17 protein-coding genes are annotated in these 20,011 nt (G+C 66.9%); 6 read left to right on the plus strand and 11 right to left on the minus strand.

Features of this window, described 5'->3' with window-relative positions; all coding sequences use genetic code 11:
• Window positions 1-118: 118 nt before the first annotated feature.
• Together ACODS4_RS04520 and ACODS4_RS04525 are read right to left on the minus strand one after the other, a co-directional pair.
• A complete protein-coding gene (locus ACODS4_RS04520; RefSeq protein ID WP_488861148.1) occupies window positions 119-3,253 on the minus strand; it encodes an efflux RND transporter permease subunit in 3,135 nt (1,044 codons plus the stop codon).
• Window positions 3,254-3,257: 4 nt separating this feature from the next.
• Window positions 3,258-4,451 (minus strand): efflux RND transporter periplasmic adaptor subunit, encoded by a 1,194-nt coding sequence (locus ACODS4_RS04525; RefSeq protein ID WP_488861150.1) that lies wholly within the window; start codon window positions 4,449-4,451, stop codon window positions 3,258-3,260.
• 422 nt (window positions 4,452-4,873) lie between these two features.
• Here ACODS4_RS04525 and ACODS4_RS04530 point away from each other — a divergent pair, with 422 nt between their 5' ends.
• Both ACODS4_RS04530 and ACODS4_RS04535 read left to right on the plus strand, forming a co-directional pair.
• Window positions 4,874-5,809, plus strand: a complete 936-nt coding sequence (locus ACODS4_RS04530; protein ID WP_488861152.1) for a lytic transglycosylase domain-containing protein — start codon at window positions 4,874-4,876, stop codon at window positions 5,807-5,809.
• Between the two features lie 165 nt (window positions 5,810-5,974).
• A protein-coding gene (locus ACODS4_RS04535) for an IS630 family transposase (protein ID WP_488861154.1) occupies window positions 5,975-7,041 on the plus strand; the annotation gives its coding sequence in 2 pieces (ribosomal slippage) (window positions 5,975-6,461 and window positions 6,461-7,041; 1,068 coding nt in all).
• A gap of 60 nt (window positions 7,042-7,101) precedes the next feature.
• Here ACODS4_RS04535 and ACODS4_RS04540 read toward each other — a convergent pair.
• Together ACODS4_RS04540 and ACODS4_RS04545 are read right to left on the minus strand one after the other, a co-directional pair.
• Complete coding sequence (locus ACODS4_RS04540) at window positions 7,102-7,344, minus strand: Lrp/AsnC ligand binding domain-containing protein (RefSeq protein ID WP_119829143.1); 243 nt, start codon at window positions 7,342-7,344, stop codon at window positions 7,102-7,104.
• A 4-nt stretch (window positions 7,345-7,348) separates the two neighbouring features.
• Entirely contained in the window at window positions 7,349-8,920 is a 1,572-nt protein-coding gene (locus ACODS4_RS04545) for a DEAD/DEAH box helicase (protein ID WP_488861157.1), read from the minus strand.
• Between the two features lie 217 nt (window positions 8,921-9,137).
• Between ACODS4_RS04545 and ACODS4_RS04550 the strand changes: the two genes are divergently transcribed.
• Window positions 9,138-9,683: an isochorismatase family protein gene (locus tag ACODS4_RS04550; protein ID WP_488861159.1), complete on the plus strand. Its 546-nt coding sequence runs from the start codon at window positions 9,138-9,140 to the stop codon at window positions 9,681-9,683.
• A gap of 18 nt (window positions 9,684-9,701) precedes the next feature.
• Window positions 9,702-10,403, plus strand: coding sequence for an alpha/beta fold hydrolase (locus ACODS4_RS04555; protein ID WP_488861161.1), 702 nt, complete (start codon window positions 9,702-9,704; stop codon window positions 10,401-10,403).
• Window positions 10,404-10,456: 53 nt separating this feature from the next.
• Here the strand turns inward: ACODS4_RS04555 and ACODS4_RS04560 are convergent, their stop codons facing one another.
• The 3 genes from ACODS4_RS04560 to parE form a co-directional block, all read right to left on the minus strand.
• A complete protein-coding gene (locus ACODS4_RS04560; RefSeq protein WP_488861163.1) occupies window positions 10,457-11,074 on the minus strand; it encodes a hypothetical protein in 618 nt (205 codons plus the stop codon).
• 85 nt (window positions 11,075-11,159) lie between these two features.
• Window positions 11,160-11,894: a hypothetical protein gene (locus ACODS4_RS04565; RefSeq protein WP_488861165.1), complete on the minus strand. Its 735-nt coding sequence runs from the start codon at window positions 11,892-11,894 to the stop codon at window positions 11,160-11,162.
• Window positions 11,895-11,903: 9 nt separating this feature from the next.
• The gene (parE, locus tag ACODS4_RS04570) at window positions 11,904-13,892 is read right to left on the minus strand and encodes a DNA topoisomerase IV subunit B (protein WP_488861167.1); all 1,989 of its coding nucleotides are present in this window, start codon (window positions 13,890-13,892) and stop codon (window positions 11,904-11,906) included.
• Window positions 13,893-14,002: 110 nt separating this feature from the next.
• Between parE and ACODS4_RS04575 the strand changes: the two genes are divergently transcribed.
• Complete coding sequence (locus tag ACODS4_RS04575; protein WP_488861168.1) at window positions 14,003-14,398, plus strand: acyl-CoA thioesterase; 396 nt, start codon at window positions 14,003-14,005, stop codon at window positions 14,396-14,398.
• A gap of 147 nt (window positions 14,399-14,545) precedes the next feature.
• On the opposite strand, the gene ACODS4_RS04580 is transcribed toward ACODS4_RS04575, so the two are convergent.
• From ACODS4_RS04580 to ACODS4_RS04590, 3 genes are read right to left on the minus strand one after another with little or no spacing between them, the layout of a single operon-like run.
• Complete coding sequence (locus ACODS4_RS04580; RefSeq protein ID WP_119830736.1) at window positions 14,546-14,962, minus strand: winged helix-turn-helix domain-containing protein; 417 nt, start codon at window positions 14,960-14,962, stop codon at window positions 14,546-14,548.
• Between the two features lie 23 nt (window positions 14,963-14,985).
• The gene (locus tag ACODS4_RS04585) at window positions 14,986-16,104 is read right to left on the minus strand and encodes a PLP-dependent cysteine synthase family protein (RefSeq protein ID WP_488861170.1); all 1,119 of its coding nucleotides are present in this window, start codon (window positions 16,102-16,104) and stop codon (window positions 14,986-14,988) included.
• Window positions 16,105-16,158: 54 nt separating this feature from the next.
• Complete coding sequence (locus ACODS4_RS04590) at window positions 16,159-17,037, minus strand: helix-turn-helix domain-containing protein (RefSeq protein ID WP_488861171.1); 879 nt, start codon at window positions 17,035-17,037, stop codon at window positions 16,159-16,161.
• A 106-nt stretch (window positions 17,038-17,143) separates the two neighbouring features.
• On the opposite strand from ACODS4_RS04590, the gene ACODS4_RS04595 reads away from it, so the two are divergent.
• The gene (locus ACODS4_RS04595; RefSeq protein ID WP_488861173.1) at window positions 17,144-18,136 is read left to right on the plus strand and encodes a threonine dehydratase; all 993 of its coding nucleotides are present in this window, start codon (window positions 17,144-17,146) and stop codon (window positions 18,134-18,136) included.
• 43 nt (window positions 18,137-18,179) lie between these two features.
• Here the strand turns inward: ACODS4_RS04595 and ACODS4_RS04600 are convergent, their stop codons facing one another.
• The gene (locus ACODS4_RS04600; protein ID WP_488861175.1) at window positions 18,180-19,868 is read right to left on the minus strand and encodes a methyl-accepting chemotaxis protein; all 1,689 of its coding nucleotides are present in this window, start codon (window positions 19,866-19,868) and stop codon (window positions 18,180-18,182) included.
• Between the last annotated feature and the right edge of the window lie 143 nt (window positions 19,869-20,011).

Genomic DNA, 20,011 nt, shown 5'->3' on the forward strand with positions numbered 1-20,011 from the left:
TGTCCGGCGCGCCATCCCAGAACCGTCCGAGGATGGCCCGCGCTTCTCCCACCCCCCTGATTGCGCGCGCTCGGCACAATATTTTCAGCCTTGTGTGGGCAAGTCCAGAGTCAGGGCGTCACCCGCCCGTCCCGTGCAGCTTGCTTTGCGTGTCCGGATCGGCGTGGGTGAACCAGCCCTTGATGCGACGCGACAGCGCGTCCAGATAGGTCAGGATCACCGGCACCACCAGCAGCGTCAGGATGGTTGAGGAGATCAGCCCGCCGATCACCGCGTGGGCCATCGGCGCGCGTTGCTGCGCGCCCTCGCCGATGCCCAGCGCCAAGGGGATCATGCCGAAGATCATCGCCATGGTCGTCATGATGATTGGCCGCAGACGGATGATTCCCGCCTCGATCACCGCCGCGCGCAGGTCGGCCCCGCGCGCCTGGGCCTGGTTGGCGAAATCCACCAGCAGGATGGCGTTCTTCGTCACCAACCCCATCAGCATGATGAAGCCGATGGCGCTGAAGATGTTCAGCGTCGATCCGGCGGCCAGCAACCCCAAAAACACCCCGATCAGGGCCAACGGCAGCGAAGCCATGATCGCCAGCGGTTGCAGGAAGCTGCCGAATTGCGAGGCGAGGATCAGGTAGATCAGGATCACCGCCAGCGCCAGCGCCTGGGCGGCGTAGCTGCTGGTTTCGGCGATGTCCTTGGTCGAGCCGCCGAAAACGACGCGGTAGCCCGGCGGCAAGGCGATGCTGGCGATGGCCGCCTGCAAATCCTTGCCCGCGTCGCCCGCCGCGCGGCCCTGGACGTTGGCGCTGACGTTGACCTCGCGCTGAAGGTCGCGACGGTTGATCTGCGACGCGCCCAGCGTGGTGGTGATCTGGCTGACCTGGGACAGCGGCACCATGCGCGGCGTGCCGTTGGCGTCGACGCCGCCCGACAGATAAATGCGGTCCAGGTCGGAACGGCCCATCCGGTCGCCTTCGGGCAGGCGGACGAGCACGTCATAGCTCTCGCCGTCCGGGGCCTTCCAGCTTGACACCGTGTCCCCGGCGAACAGCGGGCGCAGGGCGGCGGCGACCTGCGCGGTGCCGACGCCAAGATCGCTCGCCAGATCGCGGTTCAACCGCACCGACAAAGTGGGTTTGGCGGCCTTCAGGCTGCTGTCCACATCGACGAAGCCGGGGATGCGGGCCATGGCGGCGCTGATCTGTTTGGCGATCCGGTCCAACTCGGCGATGTCGCGGCCCTGCGCCGAGACTTGGATTTGCTTTTGCGCGCCGCCGACGCCGGGGATGGTGACGCCGATGGTGACGCCGGGGATTTCCGCCAGCCGCGCCCGCAGCAGCGGGGCCAGGTCGTTGGGCGAGCGCTTGCGCTGGTCGATGGGTTTGTAGCGCAGAAACAGGCTGCCTCGGTTGCGCCCCACCGACACGCCGGTGTTGACGGTGGCGTAGGTGTAGGCGATTTCCGGAAATTCGCGGATCGCCGCCTCGACCTGCCGCATCTTGGCGGCGGTGTAGTCGAGGGAGGAGCCGACCGGGGCCTCGACGTCGATCATCTGTTCGCCCAAATCGGCGGCGGGCACGAACTCCACGCCGATGCGCGGCACCAGCAGAAAACTGCCGACGAACAGGCCCAGCGCCAACAGCAGCACCAGCCAACGCCTGCGCAGCGCCCAACCCAGCAAACGGCCATAACCGTGGGACACCGCGTCGAATCCGCGCTCGAACGCGCGGGCGAAGCGCCCGAAGGGGCCGTTTCCGTGTCGGCCATGGGCCGCCGGATCGTACCACAGGCTGGACAGCATGGGGTCGAGGGTGAAGGACACGAACAGCGAGATCAGCACCGCCGCCGACACGGTGATGCCGAATTGCAGGAAGAACCGCCCGATGATGCCGCCCATGAAGGCGACGGGCAGGAAGACGGCGACGATGGTCAGCGTGGTCGCCAGCACCGCCAGACCGATTTCCGACGTGCCGTCCAGCGCCGCCTGTCGGTGGCCTTGCCCCTTGCCGAGATGGCGCATGATGTTTTCGCGGACGACGATGGCGTCGTCGATCAAAATCCCGATGGCCAGCGACAGCGCCATCAACGTCATGACGTTCAGGGTGAAGCCGAAGGCGGCCAGAACCCCAAACGTGCCGATCACCGCGACCGGCAGCGTCAACGCGGTGATGACCGTGCTGCGCCAGGAACCCAGAAAGATCATGACGATGCAAACGGTCAGCGCGCCGCCCTCAATCAAGGTCTTCTGCACGTTGTTCAGCGAGTTGGTGATCCCCAGCGAGCTGTCGCGCACCACCTCCATCGTCACGTCGGCGGGCAGGTCGCCGCCGCTTTTCAGCGCGGCGATGGCCTTGTAGAGGCCGCGCGCCACCTCCACCGTGTTGGCGCCCTGCACCTTGACGACGTCCACCGCCAAGGCCGGGGCGCCGTTGAACAGGGCGAGCGAATCTTGCTCCTCCTGCCCGTCGATCACCTCGGCCACTTGGCCCAAACGCACCGGCGCGCCGCCGCGTCGGGCGACGATGAGGTCGAGCAGTTGGCGTGGTTCCGTCACGCGGCCATCGACCTGGACGACCCGCTCGGCCCCGTTGCCCGACACGGCGCCCGCCGGGCGGTCCTGGTTTTCGTTGGACACGGCGCGGATGACCTCGTCAACGCCGACGTTCAGCGCCTCCAACCGTTCGGGCTTCAGCCGCACCTGGATTTGCCGCTTCACCCCACCGGCGATGGTCGCCTTGCCGACGCCGCGCACATTTTGCAGGCGCTTCAACACGATCTGGTCGGTGAGCGTCGTCAAATCGCGCAAGGTGCGCAGATCGGATTTGACGGCGATGGACAGGATGGGCCGATCATCCGGGTTGAAGCGGGTGATCTGCGGATCTTTGGCGTCGGCGTTGAAGCTGGCGCGGATGGCCGCGACCTTCTCGCGCACGTCTTGTAGCGCCTGGATGGAGGCGGTCTTCAAATCAAATTCGGCGATCACCACCGACTGGCTTTCGTAGGAGCGCGAGGTCAGCGTCTTGATGCCGGCGATGGTGTTGACCGCGTCTTCGATGGGACGGGTCAGGTCGGTTTCGACCGTTTCCGGGCTGGCGCCGGGATATTGGGTGGAAACGACGATGATGGGAAAATCAATGTCGGGGAATTGATCGACGGCCAGACGGTTGTAGGAAAACAGCCCAAGCACCATCAAGGCCACCATCATCATGGTGGCGAAGACCGGGTTGTCGACGCTGATGCGGGTGATCGGCATGAGGTTACGCCCCGATCACGGTGACGGCGCGCCCGGCGGTCAGGCCGGGCAGATTGCCGGTGACGACGCGGTCGCCCTCGACCAGCCCATCGACCTGGGCCAGATCGCCGCGCGCCCACAGACCGCGCCGGGTGACGGCCCGTCGTTCCGTGCGGTCGCCCGCGATCACCAGCACGAAATCGCCCTGGTCGTCGTGGCGGATCGCCACCGGGGGCAGGGCGAAGGCGGCGTCCGCCTCGGCCACCTGAACCTCGCCGCTGGCGAACATGCCGCCGCGCAGGGCGCCGTCGGCGTTGTCGGCGCTGACATAGACCGGGATGGCGCGCGATCCCGCCCGCGTCATCGGGTTGATGCGGGCGATCCGGCCGGGAAAGATCCGGTCGTCAAAGCCTTCGACGCGGAGCCGCACGCTCTGGCCGATTTGCAGGCGGGCGACGTCGTCGGCGGGGACGGTGGCCTCGACCTCCACCCGGCTCAGATCGACGATGGTGAACATCGGCGCGTTGATCGCCAGATTTTCGCCCGGATGGACCGCGCGGACCGACACCATGCCGTCGATGGGGCTGAGCACGACGGCGTCGCGCAACGCCTCGCGCGCCAGTTCAACCTGGGCGTTCAGCGCGCCGACCTGGGCCTGTTGGAACTGAAGGCTGCTTTGCGCCTGATCCAAATTGGTTTCCGACACGATGTCGTTCCGCCGCAAGGCCGCGCTCTTGGAGCGGGTTTTCTCCGCCAGCACCAGTTGCGCCTTGGCCCCATCCAGGTTGCTGAGCTTCTCATTCAGCTTGGCGGTCAGGTCGGCGGTGTCGAAGCGGGCGAGGATCTCGCCTTTTTTCACCGCCTGCCCCTCGCGCACCCTCACCTCGACCAGTTTGGCGGCGACCTCCGACTTGACCGCCGATTGCTCCATCGGCGTCACCGAACCGCTGAGCCGCACCGTGTCCAGCAGGCGGCGAGGGACCATGCGCGTCACCTCCACCGCCGACAGCTCGACGGGGCGTTCGGCGGGGGGAACGGCGGCTTGCGTCGCCGTGGCCGCCGCCTCGCCCGTGGATCGGGCGCGCCAGGCGACCCCGCCCCCCAGCAATCCGGCGCCCAGCAACCCGACGCCGAACAGCGCCGTCCACAGCCAGCGAAAGCGGCGGCGCGCCGCCGGAAGATTGGCGCGGGAGGCTGTGGTCATGGGCGGCGCGGTCATGGGAAACGTCCTGCGTTGACGGCTTTGGCCAAACAGGGGCCTGCGGAAGCGTGGTTGTACCCGGATAAAATGAATTTGTGTAGAAATCTTGTGTGACGAGATGTGATACGGATGTTCCGTCAAGGTTCTCATGAATCCAGAGAAGCCGCTCTGACGAAAAGCAATATCGGTGATTTGTCGAAAATTCCTATAGGCGTATGACGAAGCGCGGCGAAGGAAAGTCTTCGGAAGAGCCGCTGGCGTTGTCGCTTGACAGAGAGAGACTCTCCATCGAAAAAGCATCTCGGCCTTTGCTTTCCGGCGCTCACAGACATGGATGTCTTCTCGTGACAAAACGTCCTCTTGCGACCCTTCCGGCTGTTGGGGCCATTTTGTGTCTTGCGTTGGGGCTTGCGGGCTGCGCGACGGACGGTCAGCAGGGGATGAACAAGTCGTCGGCGGAAACGGCCTATGCGCCTGATCCGAATGATCCGTTGGGCCGTTGGGCGCCGTTGATCCGCGAAGCCTCCGAACGCTACGACATGCCGGAGAAATGGATCCGCGCCGTCATGATGCGCGAGAGCAACGGACGGGCGACCGCGAGCAACGGCAAGCCGTTGACCAGTTCGGCGGGGGCCATCGGGTTGATGCAGGTGATGCCCGGCACCTACGAGCTGATGCGCTTCCAATATGGCTTGGGGCCAAATCCCGCCGACCCGCACGACAACGTCATGGCGGGCGCCGCCTATCTGCGCCAGATGTACGACCTGTTTGGCGCGCCGGGCTTTCTGGCCGCCTACAATTGCGGCCCGGCCTGCTACGCCGGGCATCTGGCGGGCAAACAAAAATTGCCGCGCGAAACCCGCCAATACATCGCCAGCCTGACCCCCGTGCTGCGCGGCTCCGCTCCGCGCACGCCGTCGCAATCGGCGGGGGCTTCGGCCATCGAGGTCGCCGTCGTCCCCAACGACGCGCCCAAGCCGCAGAAGGGCGAAGGCCAAGTGGTGGTGGCCATGGCGGTTCCGGACTCGGCGCCGGTGGCGAAGACGCCCGAACGCACGGAAACCACCGTCGCGGCGAACAACGCCGTCGTGGTCGAGCCGAAGCGGGCGGAGTCGCGCGCTCCCGTCACGGTCGCGGCGCCCGCCTTGGCCGTCGCCGCCGCGCCGCCCGGCCCCATGCAGGTGGCCAGCGCCAGCCCTCAACCGCCGCCGCGCAGCGTCGAAACGCAGGTGGCCGAAGCGCTGCTGGCTCCGCAATCCGTCGCCGCCGGTCAACGGGTGGTCATCCGCTTCATCTCGCAAAGAGCCAACGGCTGCGGCAGCCTGACCGGCAAAGGCGCCATGTGCGTGACGTTGGCGAGCGGGTCGGGGATGTGACGATCGCCGCGACACGCGGGGAACCGGCACAGAAAAAGGGCGCTTCCGATGCCGGAAGCGCCCTTTTTGCTCTAATACCAGCGGCTTTGAAGCGTGACTCGTAGCTGAGGGATTCCTTTACGGTCCGAAACGTGATTCGCTATCGGCTCGCGGACGGAGGTGGGCATGGCGGCGGTGGCAATCACGCGGTTGGACCTGAGTTCGACGGAATTGCGCCGTCGGGCGGTGCGCGTTGGCGATCCCGGTGTGGCGCGGCGTCTTCTCGCCCTGGCCCTGGTTCTGGAGGGGCGGTCGCGGGAGGACGCCGCGCGGTCGTGCGGGATGGATCGGCAAACGCTGCGGGATTGGGTTCACCGCTACAATGCCCAGGGCGTGGCGGGGCTGTGGGATCGCAAGGCACCGGGGGCCAAGCCCAAGCTGTCGGCGGAGCAGGAAGCGGAGGTGACGTCCTGGGTCCGCTCCGGCCCGGACCTCGCCGAGGATGGCGTGGTGCGGTGGCGGCGGTGCGATCTGGCCCGCAAGATCGAGCGCCGGTTCGGCGTGGTGCTGGCCGAGCGCAGCGTTGGCGGGCTGCTGCGGCGTTTGGGGTTTTGCCGCCTGTCGGTGCGTCCCCAGCATCCCCAGCAGGATGCCGAGGCGCTCCAGGCCCACAAAAAAACTTCGCCGCTCTGGTCGCCGGCGTCCTCCCCGACACCGCCCGGGGCAAGCCGCTTGAACTCTGGTGGCAGGACGAAGCCCGGGTCGGCCAGCAAGGGACCCTGACCCGGGTGTGGGCCACCAAGGGTAGCCGGCCACGTGCGCCGCGCGACCAGCGCCACACCTGGGCCTACCTGTTCGGCGCCGTCTGCCCGAGCCGCGGCGCCGCAGCGGCCTTGGTCCTGCCCAAGGCCAACGCCGCCGCCATGACCCTACACCTGGCCGAGATCAGCGGCCAGGTGAGCGAGGGCCACCATGCGGTGCTCATCCTCGATGGCGCCGGCTGGCACCAGCCCGGCGACAAGTTGAGCGTGCCGGAGAACATCAGCCTCCTGCACCTGCCGCCCTATTGCCCGGAACTCAATCCGGTCGAAAACATCTGGCAGTTCCTGCGCCAGAACCACCTCAGCCATCGCGTCTTCGACTCGTATGGCGCCATCGTCGAGGCCTGCTGCCAAGCGTGGAACGCTCTCGCACAGGCACCCGACACCATTCGCTCCATCGCCTCACGCTCATGGGCGGCGGTCAATGTCTAAAGCCGTTGGTATAAAGTCTCGCGGTCTTTGCTCTGACTCTTCGCTCTGACCAGGCGCGCTTCAGGCGAACGCCTTGTAGGCGATCAACGTGAAGGTGTCGCGCACGCCGGGCAGGGTCTGCACATGGTCGGTGACGAACCGGCCAATGTCGTCCTCCTGCGTCAGATAGCATTTCATCAGCAAATCATACTGGCCGGAGATGGAATGCACCTCCGACACCGCTTCGATCTGCTGGACGGCCTGATCGGCGACGCCGTAGGCCTTGCCCAACTCGCACTTGACCATGATGAAGATGGTCTGCACGCGATCAGCCCTCCTGGGAGTGCTCAGACGAGTCAACGACTACGTCCGACGAGACGCGCGGGCGGGCCGAGCGCAGCATGAAAGCGGGCATATGGTCGCCAAAGCCGATCACGAGACCGTCGTCGTCATCCTCGTCGCGGCGGCGACCGCGATTGCGGTCACGGTCGCGGTCGCGGCGCGGCTCGCTGTTGCGGCGGGCTTCGGCGGCGGCCAGCGATTCACGCGGCTGACGCTCGTCACGCATGGGGCGCTCCTCACGAACAGGACGTTCGGCGCGGGCCGGGCGTTCGGTCCGTTCCTCGCGCGCGGGACGCTGCTCGGCGCGTTCCTCTTGCGCCGGACGCTCTTCGCGCGGGCCACGGCTGCGGGCTTCGGGGCGACCGCGCCCGGCGCCGCCGGCGCCGCGTCCGCCACGGCGGGGACGCACGGCATCCTCGTCGCCAAACTCGACCGTTTCGAGACCGTCGATGGCGATCATCGGAATCTCCCGTTTGATGAGGCGCGTGATCGCGCCAACCAGCTTCACGTCGTCCGGGGTGGCCAACATGAAGGCGCGGCCCTGCTTGCCCGCGCGCCCGGTGCGACCGATGCGGTGGACGTAATCATCCGGGGTCAGCGGCACGTCGAAATTGAAAACGTGGCTCAAACCCTGGACGTCGATGCCGCGCGCCGCGACGTCGGAGCAGACCAGCAGCGAGATCTCGCCCTTTTTGAACAGGTCGAGCGTCTCGGTCCGCTTGGACTGCACCATGTCGCCGTGCAGGGCGCCGACGTTGAAGCCGTGACGCTCCAGCGACTTTTGCAGCACGGCGATGTCACGCTTGCGGTTGCAGAAGATGAAGGCGTTCTTGACGTCTTCGGTCTGCAACAGATGGCGCAGGGCCTTGCGCTTGTCGACCTCGTTCACCAGCGACAGCGCCTGAGTCACCGTCACCGCCGGGGAGGCGGGCGGGGCGACGGTGACTTCCTGCGGGTTGCTGAGGAAGGCGTCGGCCAGACGGCGGATTTCCGGCGGCATGGTGGCGGAGAAGAACAAGGTCTGGCGCGTCTTCGGCAGTTTGCTGACGATCCGCTCGATGTCGGGAATGAACCCCATGTCGAGCATCCGGTCCGCCTCGTCGATGACGAAGACCTTGATGTCGTTCAGCATGATGTTGCCGCGCTCGAACAGGTCGATCAACCGACCCGGAGTCGCGATCAGCACATCGACCCCACGGTCGAGCTTTTTGACCTGTTCGGAGAAATTCTCCCCGCCGATCAGCAAAGCCATGCTGAGTTTGTGGTATTTGCCGTAGGTTTCAAAGCTTTCCGCAACCTGGGCGGCGAGTTCGCGCGTCGGTTCCAGAATCAGCGACCGTGGCATCCGGGCGCGGGCGCGGCCCGAGGCCAGCATGGTTATCATAGGCAGCGTGAAGCCAGCCGTCTTCCCGGTGCCGGTCTGCGCGCAGCCGAGCACATCACGGCCTTGCAGGACCCAGGGAATCGCCTGTTCCTGAATGGGCGTCGGCTGGGTGTAACCCTTGTCCTCGATGGCGCGCAGGACGTCAGGGCCAAGCCCAAGTTCCGAAAATAGCATCCAACCTGTTTCTGTTCTGGAGTTCGCAAATCGAGCGAGTAGCGCTCGACGCTCAGATAGTGCCGCAGAATAGGTAATCAAAGGCTTATGTCAATAGACGCGATGTTCTGAGGCCAAAATAGAGGGTTTCGCAGCCAAGCTTGGCGGAAAATCGTGGTTGGGATAGGCTGTTCCGCCCGGCGGCGCGCCGCCGTTCCTCGCTGAAGAGTGTCCATCCATGCTTCTCCGCGCCGAAGAGTCGCTTTTGGTCGTCGTCGATGTGCAAGAACGTCTGCTGCCCGCCATCCACGAGTCCGCCCGCGTTGTGCGCAACGTCGACATCCTGCTGAAGGCCGCCGGGCTGTTGGGCGTGCCGGTGATTCTCACCGAACAATACCCCAAGGGGCTGGGGCGGACGGTCGAATCGGTGCGCGCCGCCCTGCCGGATGGAACGCCGACGGTGGAAAAAATCACCTTCGCCTGCACTGGCGAACCGACCTTCAACGCCTTGATCGAGCAATCCGGGCGGCGGCAGATCGTCGTTTGCGGGACGGAGGCGCATGTCTGCGTGCTCCAAACCGTTCTGGGGCTGCGTCAGGCCGGGCAGGCGGTTCATCTGGCGGCCGACGCCGCGTCGTCGCGCACGGCGGACAACCACGCCGCCGCCGTCGCCCGGATGAGCGCCGCCGGGGTTCCCATCGTCACCACCGAGATGGTCCTGTTTGAATGGATGGAACGGGCGGGAACGCCCATGTTCAAGGCGGTCAGCGCGCTGGTGCGGTGACGGAAGGGGAAGCGGACGATGAGCAAGCAATGTTTGATCCTGCTGCCCGGCATGCCGCTGGACGCGGCGCTGTGGGCGCACCAAACCCGCCATCTGGCCGATGTCGCCGATCCGCAAGTTCCTGATTTGAGCGGCGACGAGTCCATCGCCGCGATGGCCGGGCGGGTGCTGGACTCGGCGCCGGAGCGTTTCGCGATGGCCGGGCTGTCGATGGGCGGCTATGTCGCGCTGGAGATTTTGCGCCGCGCGCCGGAACGGGTGACTCGGCTGGCCCTGCTCGACACCAACGCCCGCCCCGACACGGCGGAGCAGACCGAAACCCGGCGCGCGGCGATGGCGCTCGCCCTACAGGGCAAATATCGACAGGTCATGCAAGCGGGGATGGCGCGCCTGGTTCACCCCGACCGCTTGGCCGACCGCCCGCTGGTGGAGTCGGCGCTGGCGCAGATGGAGCGGGTCGGCCTCGACGGTTATCTCCGCGAGCAGACCGCCATCATACACCGCCCCGACAGCCGCCCCGGTTTGGGCGCCATCCGTTGCCCGACCCTGGTTCTGTGCGGCCGTCAAGACGTTCTGACGCCGCCCGCGCTGCACGAAGAGATGGCCGCCGCCATTCCCGGCGCGCGGCTGGTCCTGATTGAGGACTGCGGCCACCTGTCGGCGATGGAGCAGCCGCAGGCGGTCACGGCCCTGTTGCGCGATTGGCTCTTGCGCCCCTGACGGGGGCGGGGCCAGGGCAGGAGGGGGTCAGCCGCGCCGGTGATGGGGAACGATCAGCAATCCGGGCCGCCGGAGCAATCCAGGTCGGCCCGCTGGGTAGGGAAAAGAGACACCGTCATATCGCTGATGAGTTGATGGAAATTGGGATCCTGCGGCCCCTTTGGCTGGTCGAGCCAGCCGGTCGCGGTGGTCAGGGCGCCGCCGCCCCGGCAGAAGGCGCCCTGCACGACCAGCGTGCCGTCCGGCGGCGCGGCCCCCGGCGGCAGGGTCGGCACCGGGCCTTCCTGGCAGGCCGACCAACTCGGCAGGTTGCCGGTCGCGTTGAAAATCAAGGCGACGCGGTAATCCGGTCGGGCGGTGTCGTTCGGCGTCGTCGTCAGCCGGGTGTTGACGCCCCTGACGCGGTTTTGCATCGACGGCAAAACCGCGTCGGCGAAGCTGGCCGGGTCGCCGCCAAACGGCAGGCCGTGCAGGACCACCCGGAAATCGCGATCACTCGCGGCGTAGCCAACTTCAGCCGACGTGTAGGCGGAGGATGGATCGCCCGCCACGACGCGTTCGGAGCAGCCGGACAGGCCAAAACCAAGGCTGGACGCCAGCGCGACCGCCGCCAGGGCGGTTGGCCGTCGGCTGCGCCATCGGGAAAGATGGTGTGGGCATCTGGTCATCATCAATCACCCCAGGCCGGGATTGGCGGCGGTTGACGCGCCGCTTTCCTCGATATGGCGCCGGTGACGCGTCGCCGACAAGGGGCGATCACACGTCTTTCAGCCAGCGACCGGCGACCAGCGCGACCAGTTCGGGGTAGTTCGGCCATTCCAGGCCAATCAGCGGCAACCCCAGCTCGTCGATGACGCGCGCCACCGTGTCGTGGGTCAGCTCCAGGCCCAACGCCCGCGCCCGACGGGCGATCACCATTTCCTGGCCCCAGATGTACACCCGGCGAGCCTGGGTGTTGTCCGCCATGATCCGCGTCTGATCGACCCGGTCGTCGCCGTTCAGCGGCAGCCAGATGTCGGCCATCAGCGTGTCGACCGGCGCGTCGCTTTTGAACTCCAGCGCGCTGGCGTTGACGATGTCGATCTTGCGCGCGGCCTCGTCGGGAAGATTGCGGAAGGTGCCCAGCGTCTCGTTCATGGCGATCACCTCGGGATCCAACTCCACAACGGTGACGCGGCTGACCTCCGGGCGAAGCGCGGCGTTGATGGCCGCCCAGCCCATCCCCATTCCGGCGACCAGGGTGTAGCCGGTGGACAGGCGGATGCCGATTTCCTGGCTTTCCATCTCCATCGGCGTGGTCGACATCCAGACGCTTTTGCTGCCGTCGTCGGCGAAGCGGGACAGCGCCGCCATGTTCTGGACCAGGGCGCTCTCGCTCCAATAGCCCCGCGACAGGTGCATCGGGGTGATGGTCATCTCCCAGCGATCATTCTTGATCGGCTGGTAGGTCGGAATGAACAGGTCCGTTTTGTAGGGGGTAAGCCCGGTCATGCGTCTGCCTTACACGTCAATGTCATCCGCTTTCACGAATTTGGCATTGTCCTGGATGAACTTAAAGCGCAATTCCGGGCGCTTCCCCATCAGATCTTCAACCAGCGACCGGGTCCGCTCGCTGTCCTCGCGCTCTTCCGGGTCGGCGGCGTTGGGGACGACGACGCGCAGCAGGGACCGTTTGATCGGATCCATGGTGGTGTCGCGCAATTGGGCGGGCATCATTTCGCCCAACCCCTTGAACCGGCTGATGTCCGGCTTCTTGCCCTTGAACTGGCGGGCCAGCAGTTCGTCCTTGTGGGCGTCGTCGCGGGCGTAGACCTGCTTGTTGCCGTGGCTCAGGCGATAGAGCGGCGGCAGCGCCAGATACAGATGCCCGTTCTGGATCAGCCCCGGCATTTCCCGGTAGAAGAAGGTCATCAGCAGCGAGGCGATGTGCGCGCCGTCCACGTCGGCGTCGGTCATGATGATGACCCGCTCGTAACGCAGCTTGTCGCTGGAGAAATCCTTGCCGACGCCGCAGCCCAGCGCCTGGGTCAGGTCGTTCAACTCCTGATTCGCCTTCATCTTGTCGATGGAGGCGTTGGCGACGTTCAGGATTTTGCCGCGCAGGGGCAGGATCGCCTGGGTTTCCCGCTGGCGCGCCTGCTTGGCCGAACCGCCCGCCGAATCGCCCTCCACCAGGAAAATCTCGGTGCCTTCGGGGGAATTGCGCGAACAATCGGCCAGCTTGCCGGGCAGGCGCAGGCGGCGGGTCGCCGTCTTGCGGCCCAACTCCTTGGATTGCTTGCGGCGCGCCCGCTCCTCGGCCTTTTCGATCAGCCGTTCCAGCAGGGCGTTGGCCGAGGGCGGGTTGCCGGACAGCCAATGGTCGAAATGGTCCTTCACCGCCGCTTCGACCAGTTTCTGCGCCTCCGCCGTCACCAGCTTTTCCTTGGTCTGGCCCTGGAAATGCGGTTCGCGGATGAAGACCGACAGCAGGACGCAGGCGTCGCCCATCACGTCGTCGGCGGTGACTTGCCCGGCGCGCTTGTTGTTGGTCAACTCGCCATAGCTTTTCAGGCCGCGCGTCAGCGCCGCGCGCAGGCCCGCCTCGTGGGTGCCGCCCTGCGGGGTGGGAACCGTGTTGCAGTAGGTGTGCGAGAATCCCTCGTCGTCGTCGGGCCACGCCACCGCCCATTCGACCCGGCCCTGACCGTTGGGGAAATCCAACGACCCGGCGAAGGGGGAGGGGGTGAGCGTCTTGCGGTCCTTCAGCGCCGCCGTCAGGTAATCGAGCAGGCCGCCGGGGAAATGCAGGGTTTCGGCGGCGGGCGTCGTCGCGTCAACCGCCAGCAACGCCGGATCGCAGCTCCAGCGAATCTCGACGCCCCGGTACAGATAGGCTTTGGAGCGGGCCAGCCGGTAGAGCCGGTGCGGCTCGAACCGGGCGGCTTCGCCGAAAATCTCCGGGTCGGCGTGAAAACGGATGGTGGTGCCGCGCCGGTTGACGTTGCCCTTGTTGGTCAGCGGCCCTTGCGGCGTTCCCCGGCTGTAGTCCTGCACGTAAAGCTGCTTGTCGCGGGCGATTTCCACCGTCAGCCGATCCGACAGGGCGTTGACCACCGACAGGCCGACGCCGTGCAGGCCGCCCGACGTCTCATAGACCTTGTTGGAGAATTTGCCGCCGGAGTGCAGCGTGGTCATGATGACCTCAAGCGCCGACTTGCCGGGGTATTTCGGGTGGTCGTCGATCGGAATGCCGCGCCCGTTGTCGCGCACCACCACCGTGCCGTCCAAGGTCAGTTCCAGGTCGATGCGGCTGGCGTGACCGGCCACGGCCTCGTCCATCGCGTTGTCCAGGACCTCGGCGACGAGGTGGTGCAGCGCCCGGTCATCGACGCCGCCGATGTACATGCCGGGGCGACGTCGGACAGGCTCCAACCCCTCCAACACCTCGATGTCTTGGGCGGAATAGCTGTCGGGCTTGGTGCTCTTGTTCTCGAAAAGATCGCTCATGGGGCGCTATGGTAGGAATTTCGTCAGGGGTGCGCAAGCGCATCCTGTGGGGCTTATATACCGAGGCCACAAGCTTTGGTGCGTCAAATTTTCACGACAGCGAGGGTCCGATGAGCGAAGGCGCGGGATATGACTTCAACAATGGCCCGACGTTGCGGGCCATCGCCATGCCGGCGGACACCAACCCGAACGGCGACATCTTCGGCGGTTGGCTGTTGGCGCAAATGGATTTGGCGGGCGGCACCGTGGCGGTGCGTCGGTCCGGCGGCCGGGTCGCCACCGTCGGGATCGAGGCGATGACCTTCCACAAGCCGGTCTTCGTCGGCGACGAGGTGAGCTGCTTCGCCACGATGGAGCGGGTCGGGCGGACGTCGATGCGGGTCCGCATCGAAACCTGGGTCCGCCGGGAACGGTCGGGCGCGGAGCCGATCAAGGTGACGGAGGGCGTCTTCACCTACGTCGCCATCGGCGAAGACCGCAAACCGCGCGAGGTTCCGCCGCAGTGAGGGGCGGGCGGTTTGCCGAGGATCTTCCCCCTCCCTAACCCTCCCCCGCTTCGCGGGAGAGGGAACTCCGCCGCAAGCCGACAAGGCTCCAAGCTCCCTCTCCCGCGTCCAGCGGGGGAGGGCCGGGGAGGGGGCCGCGTCGCGTTCTCACCCCTCCGCGCAGCCCGGCGCCAACCCTGGATCGCTGGCGAAGCTGCCGTCGTCCACCGTCTTGTCCGCGCCATAGTCCGGGTTGACGGAGGCTTGCAGCGCGGCCAGCCGGTGGGCGGTGGCGACGTGGGCCTCGCGCTCCACGGCGCGGTAATGGTCGATGACCTGCGCGCCGAAGGCGGTCAGCACCGTGCCGCCGCCCTGGCGTCCGCCGACGGCGGCGCTGACCACCGGCTCCCGGAAGATGCGGTTGAGGTCGTCCACCAGCAGCCACGCCCTGCGGTAGGACATGCCCAGCGCCCGCCCGGCGGCGGAGATCGAGCCGGTGTCCCGGATCCGCTCCAACAGCATGATCTTTCCCGGCCCGATGGATCCGGCGGGATCGAAATCAATGCGGATGCGCATGCGGGTCATGCCGTGCTTCAGCCTTTCAAAAATCAGCGCGCCGCCGAGGCCAACCCCGCGTCGCTCCAGCGCCCGGTGTTGAAGAAGTCTTCGACCCGCGCCATCCAGGGATCAATATCAATCCCCGAGGCGTTGAGCCAGTCGCGGTTGAAGTAGGTGCCGCTGTAGCGTTCGCCGGGATCGCAGATCAACGTCGCGACGCTGCCCCGCCGCCCGTCGCGGGCCATTTCGGCGATCAGGCTGATGGAGCCGATCAGGTTGGTGCCGGTCGATCCGCCGCAGGACCGCCCCAGCCGGTCGCGCAGCACCCAGGCGGCGGCGACGCTGGCGGCGTCGGGCACGCGGATCATCCGGTCGATCACGCCGGGCTGGAAGGACGGCTCGACGGTCGGGCGGCCAATCCCCTCGATGCCCGACCCGCGCCCGACGCTTGCCGCCGGGTTGTCGTCGCGGAAGCCGTCGAAGAAGGCCGAATGCTCCGGGTCGGCGACGCAGACCCGCGTCGGCAGGCGGCGGTAGCGGACGAAGCGCCCCATGGTGGCCGAGGTGCCGCCGGTGCCAGCCCCACAGACGATCCAGTCGGGGGTCGGGTGCGGCTCGCGGGCCAATTGTTCAAAGATGGATTGGGCGATGTTGTTGTTGCCGCGCCAATCGGTGGCGCGCTCGGCGTAGGTGAACTGGTCCATGAAATGGCCGCCGTTTTCGCGGGCCAGCCGCCGCGCCTCCGAACAGACCTCCGACGCTTGGTCCACCATGTGGCAGCGACCGCCGTAAAACTCGATCTGCGCGATCTTGGCCGGGGAGGTGCCGCGCGGCATCACCGCGACGAAGGGCAACTCCAGCAATTGGGCGAAATAGGCCTCCGACACGGCGGTGGAGCCGCTCGACGCTTCGATCACCGTGGTCCCTTCGCGGATCCAGCCGTTGCACAGCCCGTAGAGGAACAGCGACCGCGCCAGCCGGTGTTTCAGGCTGCCGGTGGGGTGGGTCGATTCGTCCTTCAGATACAAGGTGATGCCCGGTGTGGCGGGCAGCGGCAGACGCAACAGATGCGTGTCGGCGGAACGGTTGACGTCCGCCTCGATGCGCCGCAGCGCTTCATCGAGCCAGGAGCGGGCGGCGGGCGACGGAGGAACGGAGAGGGCGGTCATGAAATCCTGTCCAGAAGATGAACCGTCCAACGCGCGAACGGTTCCGCCGCCACCCTATTCCACAGCAGATTTTCGGGCAATAGAGGTCTGACCAGCCCCCCGCAGGCCGTCGCGAAAGGCGCGCGGGCTGAGGCCGAAGCGCTGGCGGAACTGGGTGGTGAGATGGGCGTGGGAGGAGAAACCGCTCTCCAGCGCCAGGGCGCTCAAATCCACCGCGCCAGCCGCCAGCGCCGCGCGCGCCCGCGCCAACCGACGGTCGATGATGTGGGCGTGGGGCGCCACGCCGGTGGCCGCGCGGAAGGCGCGTGAGAAGAAACCGGCGGACAGGCCCAGAGCGTCGGCGATGTCCTGCACGCTCAGGGCGGCGTCGAGCTTGGCCTCGATCACGTCGAACGCCATCCGCAACCGGGCCGGGGTCATCCAGCGCGCGGGATCGCGCGGGTCCGGGGGATGTCCGCAAGGACCGCGCAGCCGGTCGAGCAGGGCCAGACAGGCGGCCTCCCCGGTCAGGGCGTTGGCGGGGGTGGGGCGCAGCAGCGTCCGCCGCAGGGCGCGGGCGGCTTCGACCGCCGGGGCGTCGATGCGGTCGCGAAACGGGTTCTGGAGGCCGTCGGCCCGATCAAGGCCCAAATCCAGCGCGACGTCGAAACCGCTCACCACCAGATACTCCCCGCCCCGTCGCGATTGGGAATAGACGTCGCAGCCGGTGGGCACGAAGGCCAAAGCGTTCGGCATCGCCTGGAACGGCGTCACCCGGTCGCTGGCGATGGCGTGCAGGCCGCTTTGGTGGTCGAAGGAGAAGCCCAGCGCGGGGCGGTCCGCCGTGTAACGGCTGTCGTAGGGCTGGCGCGGCAGAAGCCGGGCGGTCCAGCGGCCAAGGCGCAGCGTTCGGATCGGCTCGGTCGGTTCCGTGTCCTCACCTTCGCTCGCCACGCGGTTCCTCCCGGTTTGGCGCGGATCGTTCGTGTCAGGATTCTGAAAGCGCGCTCCCGCGATTCAGGGGAAAGATGGCGCATCGCGCAAGCAGGAAAACCCGATCATGCCCCCGATCACCACGCCTTTGTTCACCCGTGACGCTCTGGAGCAGGCGGCGGCGACCGTCCACCGCCACATGCTCCCCACCCCGCAACTCCAGTGGCCGCTTCTGTCGGAGGCCGTCGGCGCCGCGCTGTGGGTCAAGCACGAGAACCACACCCCGACCGGCGCCTTCAAAATCCGGGGCGGCGTCACCTTCATGGAGTGGCTGCGGCGCGCTCATCCGCAGGTGCGCGGCGTCGTCACCGCGACCCGTGGCAACCATGGGCAGAGCCAGGCCCGCGCGGCCCGCGCCGTCGGCCTGTCCGCGACGATTCTCGTGCCGCACGGCAACTCCGTCGAAAAGAACGCGGCGATGCGCGGCTGGGGCGGCGAAGTCGTCGAGTTCGGTCGGGATTTCGACGAGGCGCGGGGCGAGGCCGCAAGGCGGGCCGAGGCGGATGGGCTTTTCCTCGTCCCGCCCTTCCACACGGAGATCGTGCGCGGCGTCGCCACCTATGGTCTGGAGCTTTTCACGGCGGTTCCGAACCTTGACGTCGTTTATGCGCCAATCGGCTGCGGATCGGGCGTTTGCGGCCTGATCGCGGCGCGCGACGCGCTGGGGCTGCGCACGGAGATCGTCGGCGTGGTCTCCACCGAGGCGGCGGCGGCCAAACTGTCTTTCGAGGCTGGGCGCCTGATCGAAACGCCGTCCGCCCGCAGCTTCGCCGATGGGATGGCGGTGCGGGTTCCGGTGGCCGACGCCTTCGCGATCTATTCCAAGGGGGCGTCGCGCATTGTCGCGGTGAGCGACGACGCGGTGGCGGCGGCGATGCGCCTGTTGTACCGGACCACCCACAACGCCGCCGAAGGGGCGGGGGCTGCGGCGCTGGCCGCCGCGATTCAGGAACGCGACGCGCTGCGTGGTCGGGCGGTGGGGGTGATCCTGAGCGGGGCCAACATCGACAGCGACGCCTTCGCCACCGTTCTGGCGGGCGGAACGCCGCGCGTTCCGTAACCCGGATCCGCGCGGCGCGTTCTGGCCAACGTTTTGTTTGGACTCAGCCCTGACGGATGCGGGCGAGGAAGGTGGCGACCTCCGTCTGCATCCGTTCCGATTGGGTGGAGACGGCCCGCGCGGCGGCGGCGACCTCGGCGGACGCGCTGCCGGTCGCGGTGGCGTGGCCGCACACCATGGTCAGGCTGTTGGAGACCGAGGCGACGCCGTGGGCGGCCTCGTTCACGTTGGCGCTGATGTTGCGGGTGGCGGCCCCTTGCTCCTCGATGGCGGCGGAGATGCTGGACGCCACGCTGTTGACGGTTTCGATGACGCCGCCGACCCCGCGCATCGCCTCGACCACCGACGCGGTGGCCGACGTCATCGCCTCGATCTGCGCCTGCACGTCGTCGGTCGCCTTGGCGGTTTGGTTGGCCAGATTCTTCACCTCCGACGCGACGACGGCGAAGCCCTTGCCCGCTTCCCCGGCCCGCGCCGCCTCGATGGTGGCGTTCAGCGCCAGCAGGTTGGTTTGCGCGGCGATGCTGCGGATCAGGTCCACCACCTCGACCGTGCGCTTGGCCACGCTGTCGAGCTGTTCGATCAGTTGGTAGGTGCGGCGGACGTCCTCGACCGCGCGGGTCGAACCGGCGGTCGATTCGGCGACCTGCTGGGCGATTTCGCGGATCGACCCGGCAAGCTGTTCGGTCGCTTCGGCCACGGCGTTGACGTTGTCCGACGTGTGGCCCGACGCCTGGGCGGCGCTGTCCATCAGACGCGTGGTTTGCTCCGCGCCGCCGCTCATCGCGCTGGCCGTGGCGGTCAATTTGCCCGCCGCGTCGGCGACGGAACGGACGAGGCCGCCGACCGTGCGCTCGAAATCATCGGCGAAGCGGGTCATCGTGGCGCGCCGTTCGGCGGCGGTCTGGCTTTCCATCGCGGCTTGGCTGGCGCGGAGCTGCGTCGCCTCGATGGCGGTCTGGCGGAGAATCTCGACCGATTGGGCCAAATTTCCCACCTCGTCGCGGCGGTCGGCCCCCTCCACCTTGGTGGACAGGTCGCCCTTGGCGATCAGGCTGGTGGCGTCGCTCAGCCGGTTCAGCCCGGTGGAGATGCTGGACGCCATGCGGAAGCCGACGCCGCCCAGCAGCAGCGCGCCGATGATCGTGGCGACCAGCGTTTCCAGCAGAACGGAGCGGAAAGCCGCGTCCACGTCGTCGATGTAGACGCCGGTCGCCAGCAGCCAGCCCCACGGCTCGTAGGCCATGGTGTAGGCCAGCTTGGGAAATGGCTCGGTTCCACCCGCCTTGGGGAAGTTGTAGGTCAGAAATCCACCGCCGCCGCGTGCGATTCGGGCCAGTTCCTTGATGACGAAAATACCGCTGGTGTCTTTAAATTCAGCCAGTTTCTTGGTGCCTTCAACGTCCGACCGGATCGGATGAAAGGCGTTGGTGCCGTCATACTCGTAGGCGAACATGTATTCGTTGCCGGAAAAGCGCAGGGCGCGCAGCGTCTCCTTGACGCGTTTTTGCGCCTCCTCCTTGCTGAACTCGCCCTTGGCGGCGCGCTCGTCGTAGGATTTCAGGATTGAGAGCGAGGATTCGACCACAGCCCGGATCGAGTTTTCGTAACCGGCGACCATCAAGGCGCGCTTGGCGTAGGCCGACCAGACGCCGGCGGCGAGGATGGCGACGATGAACAGCCCCTGAAGAATCAGGAGTTTCGCACGGATGCTGTGGACGGAAATGCGCATGGCGCCCTCGGTGGAACTGGATGTTTTGTTTTAAAACAAGGGATTGACGAGAATTTGACCCGAATTGTCCGCTTGTTCTGCGTGAAATTGTACGACTTATTTCAAATGCCTCATATACTGGGGTATACCCTAAGGCATAGCCT

It is taken from the genome of Azospirillum sp. FG154 (assembly GCF_057809575.1).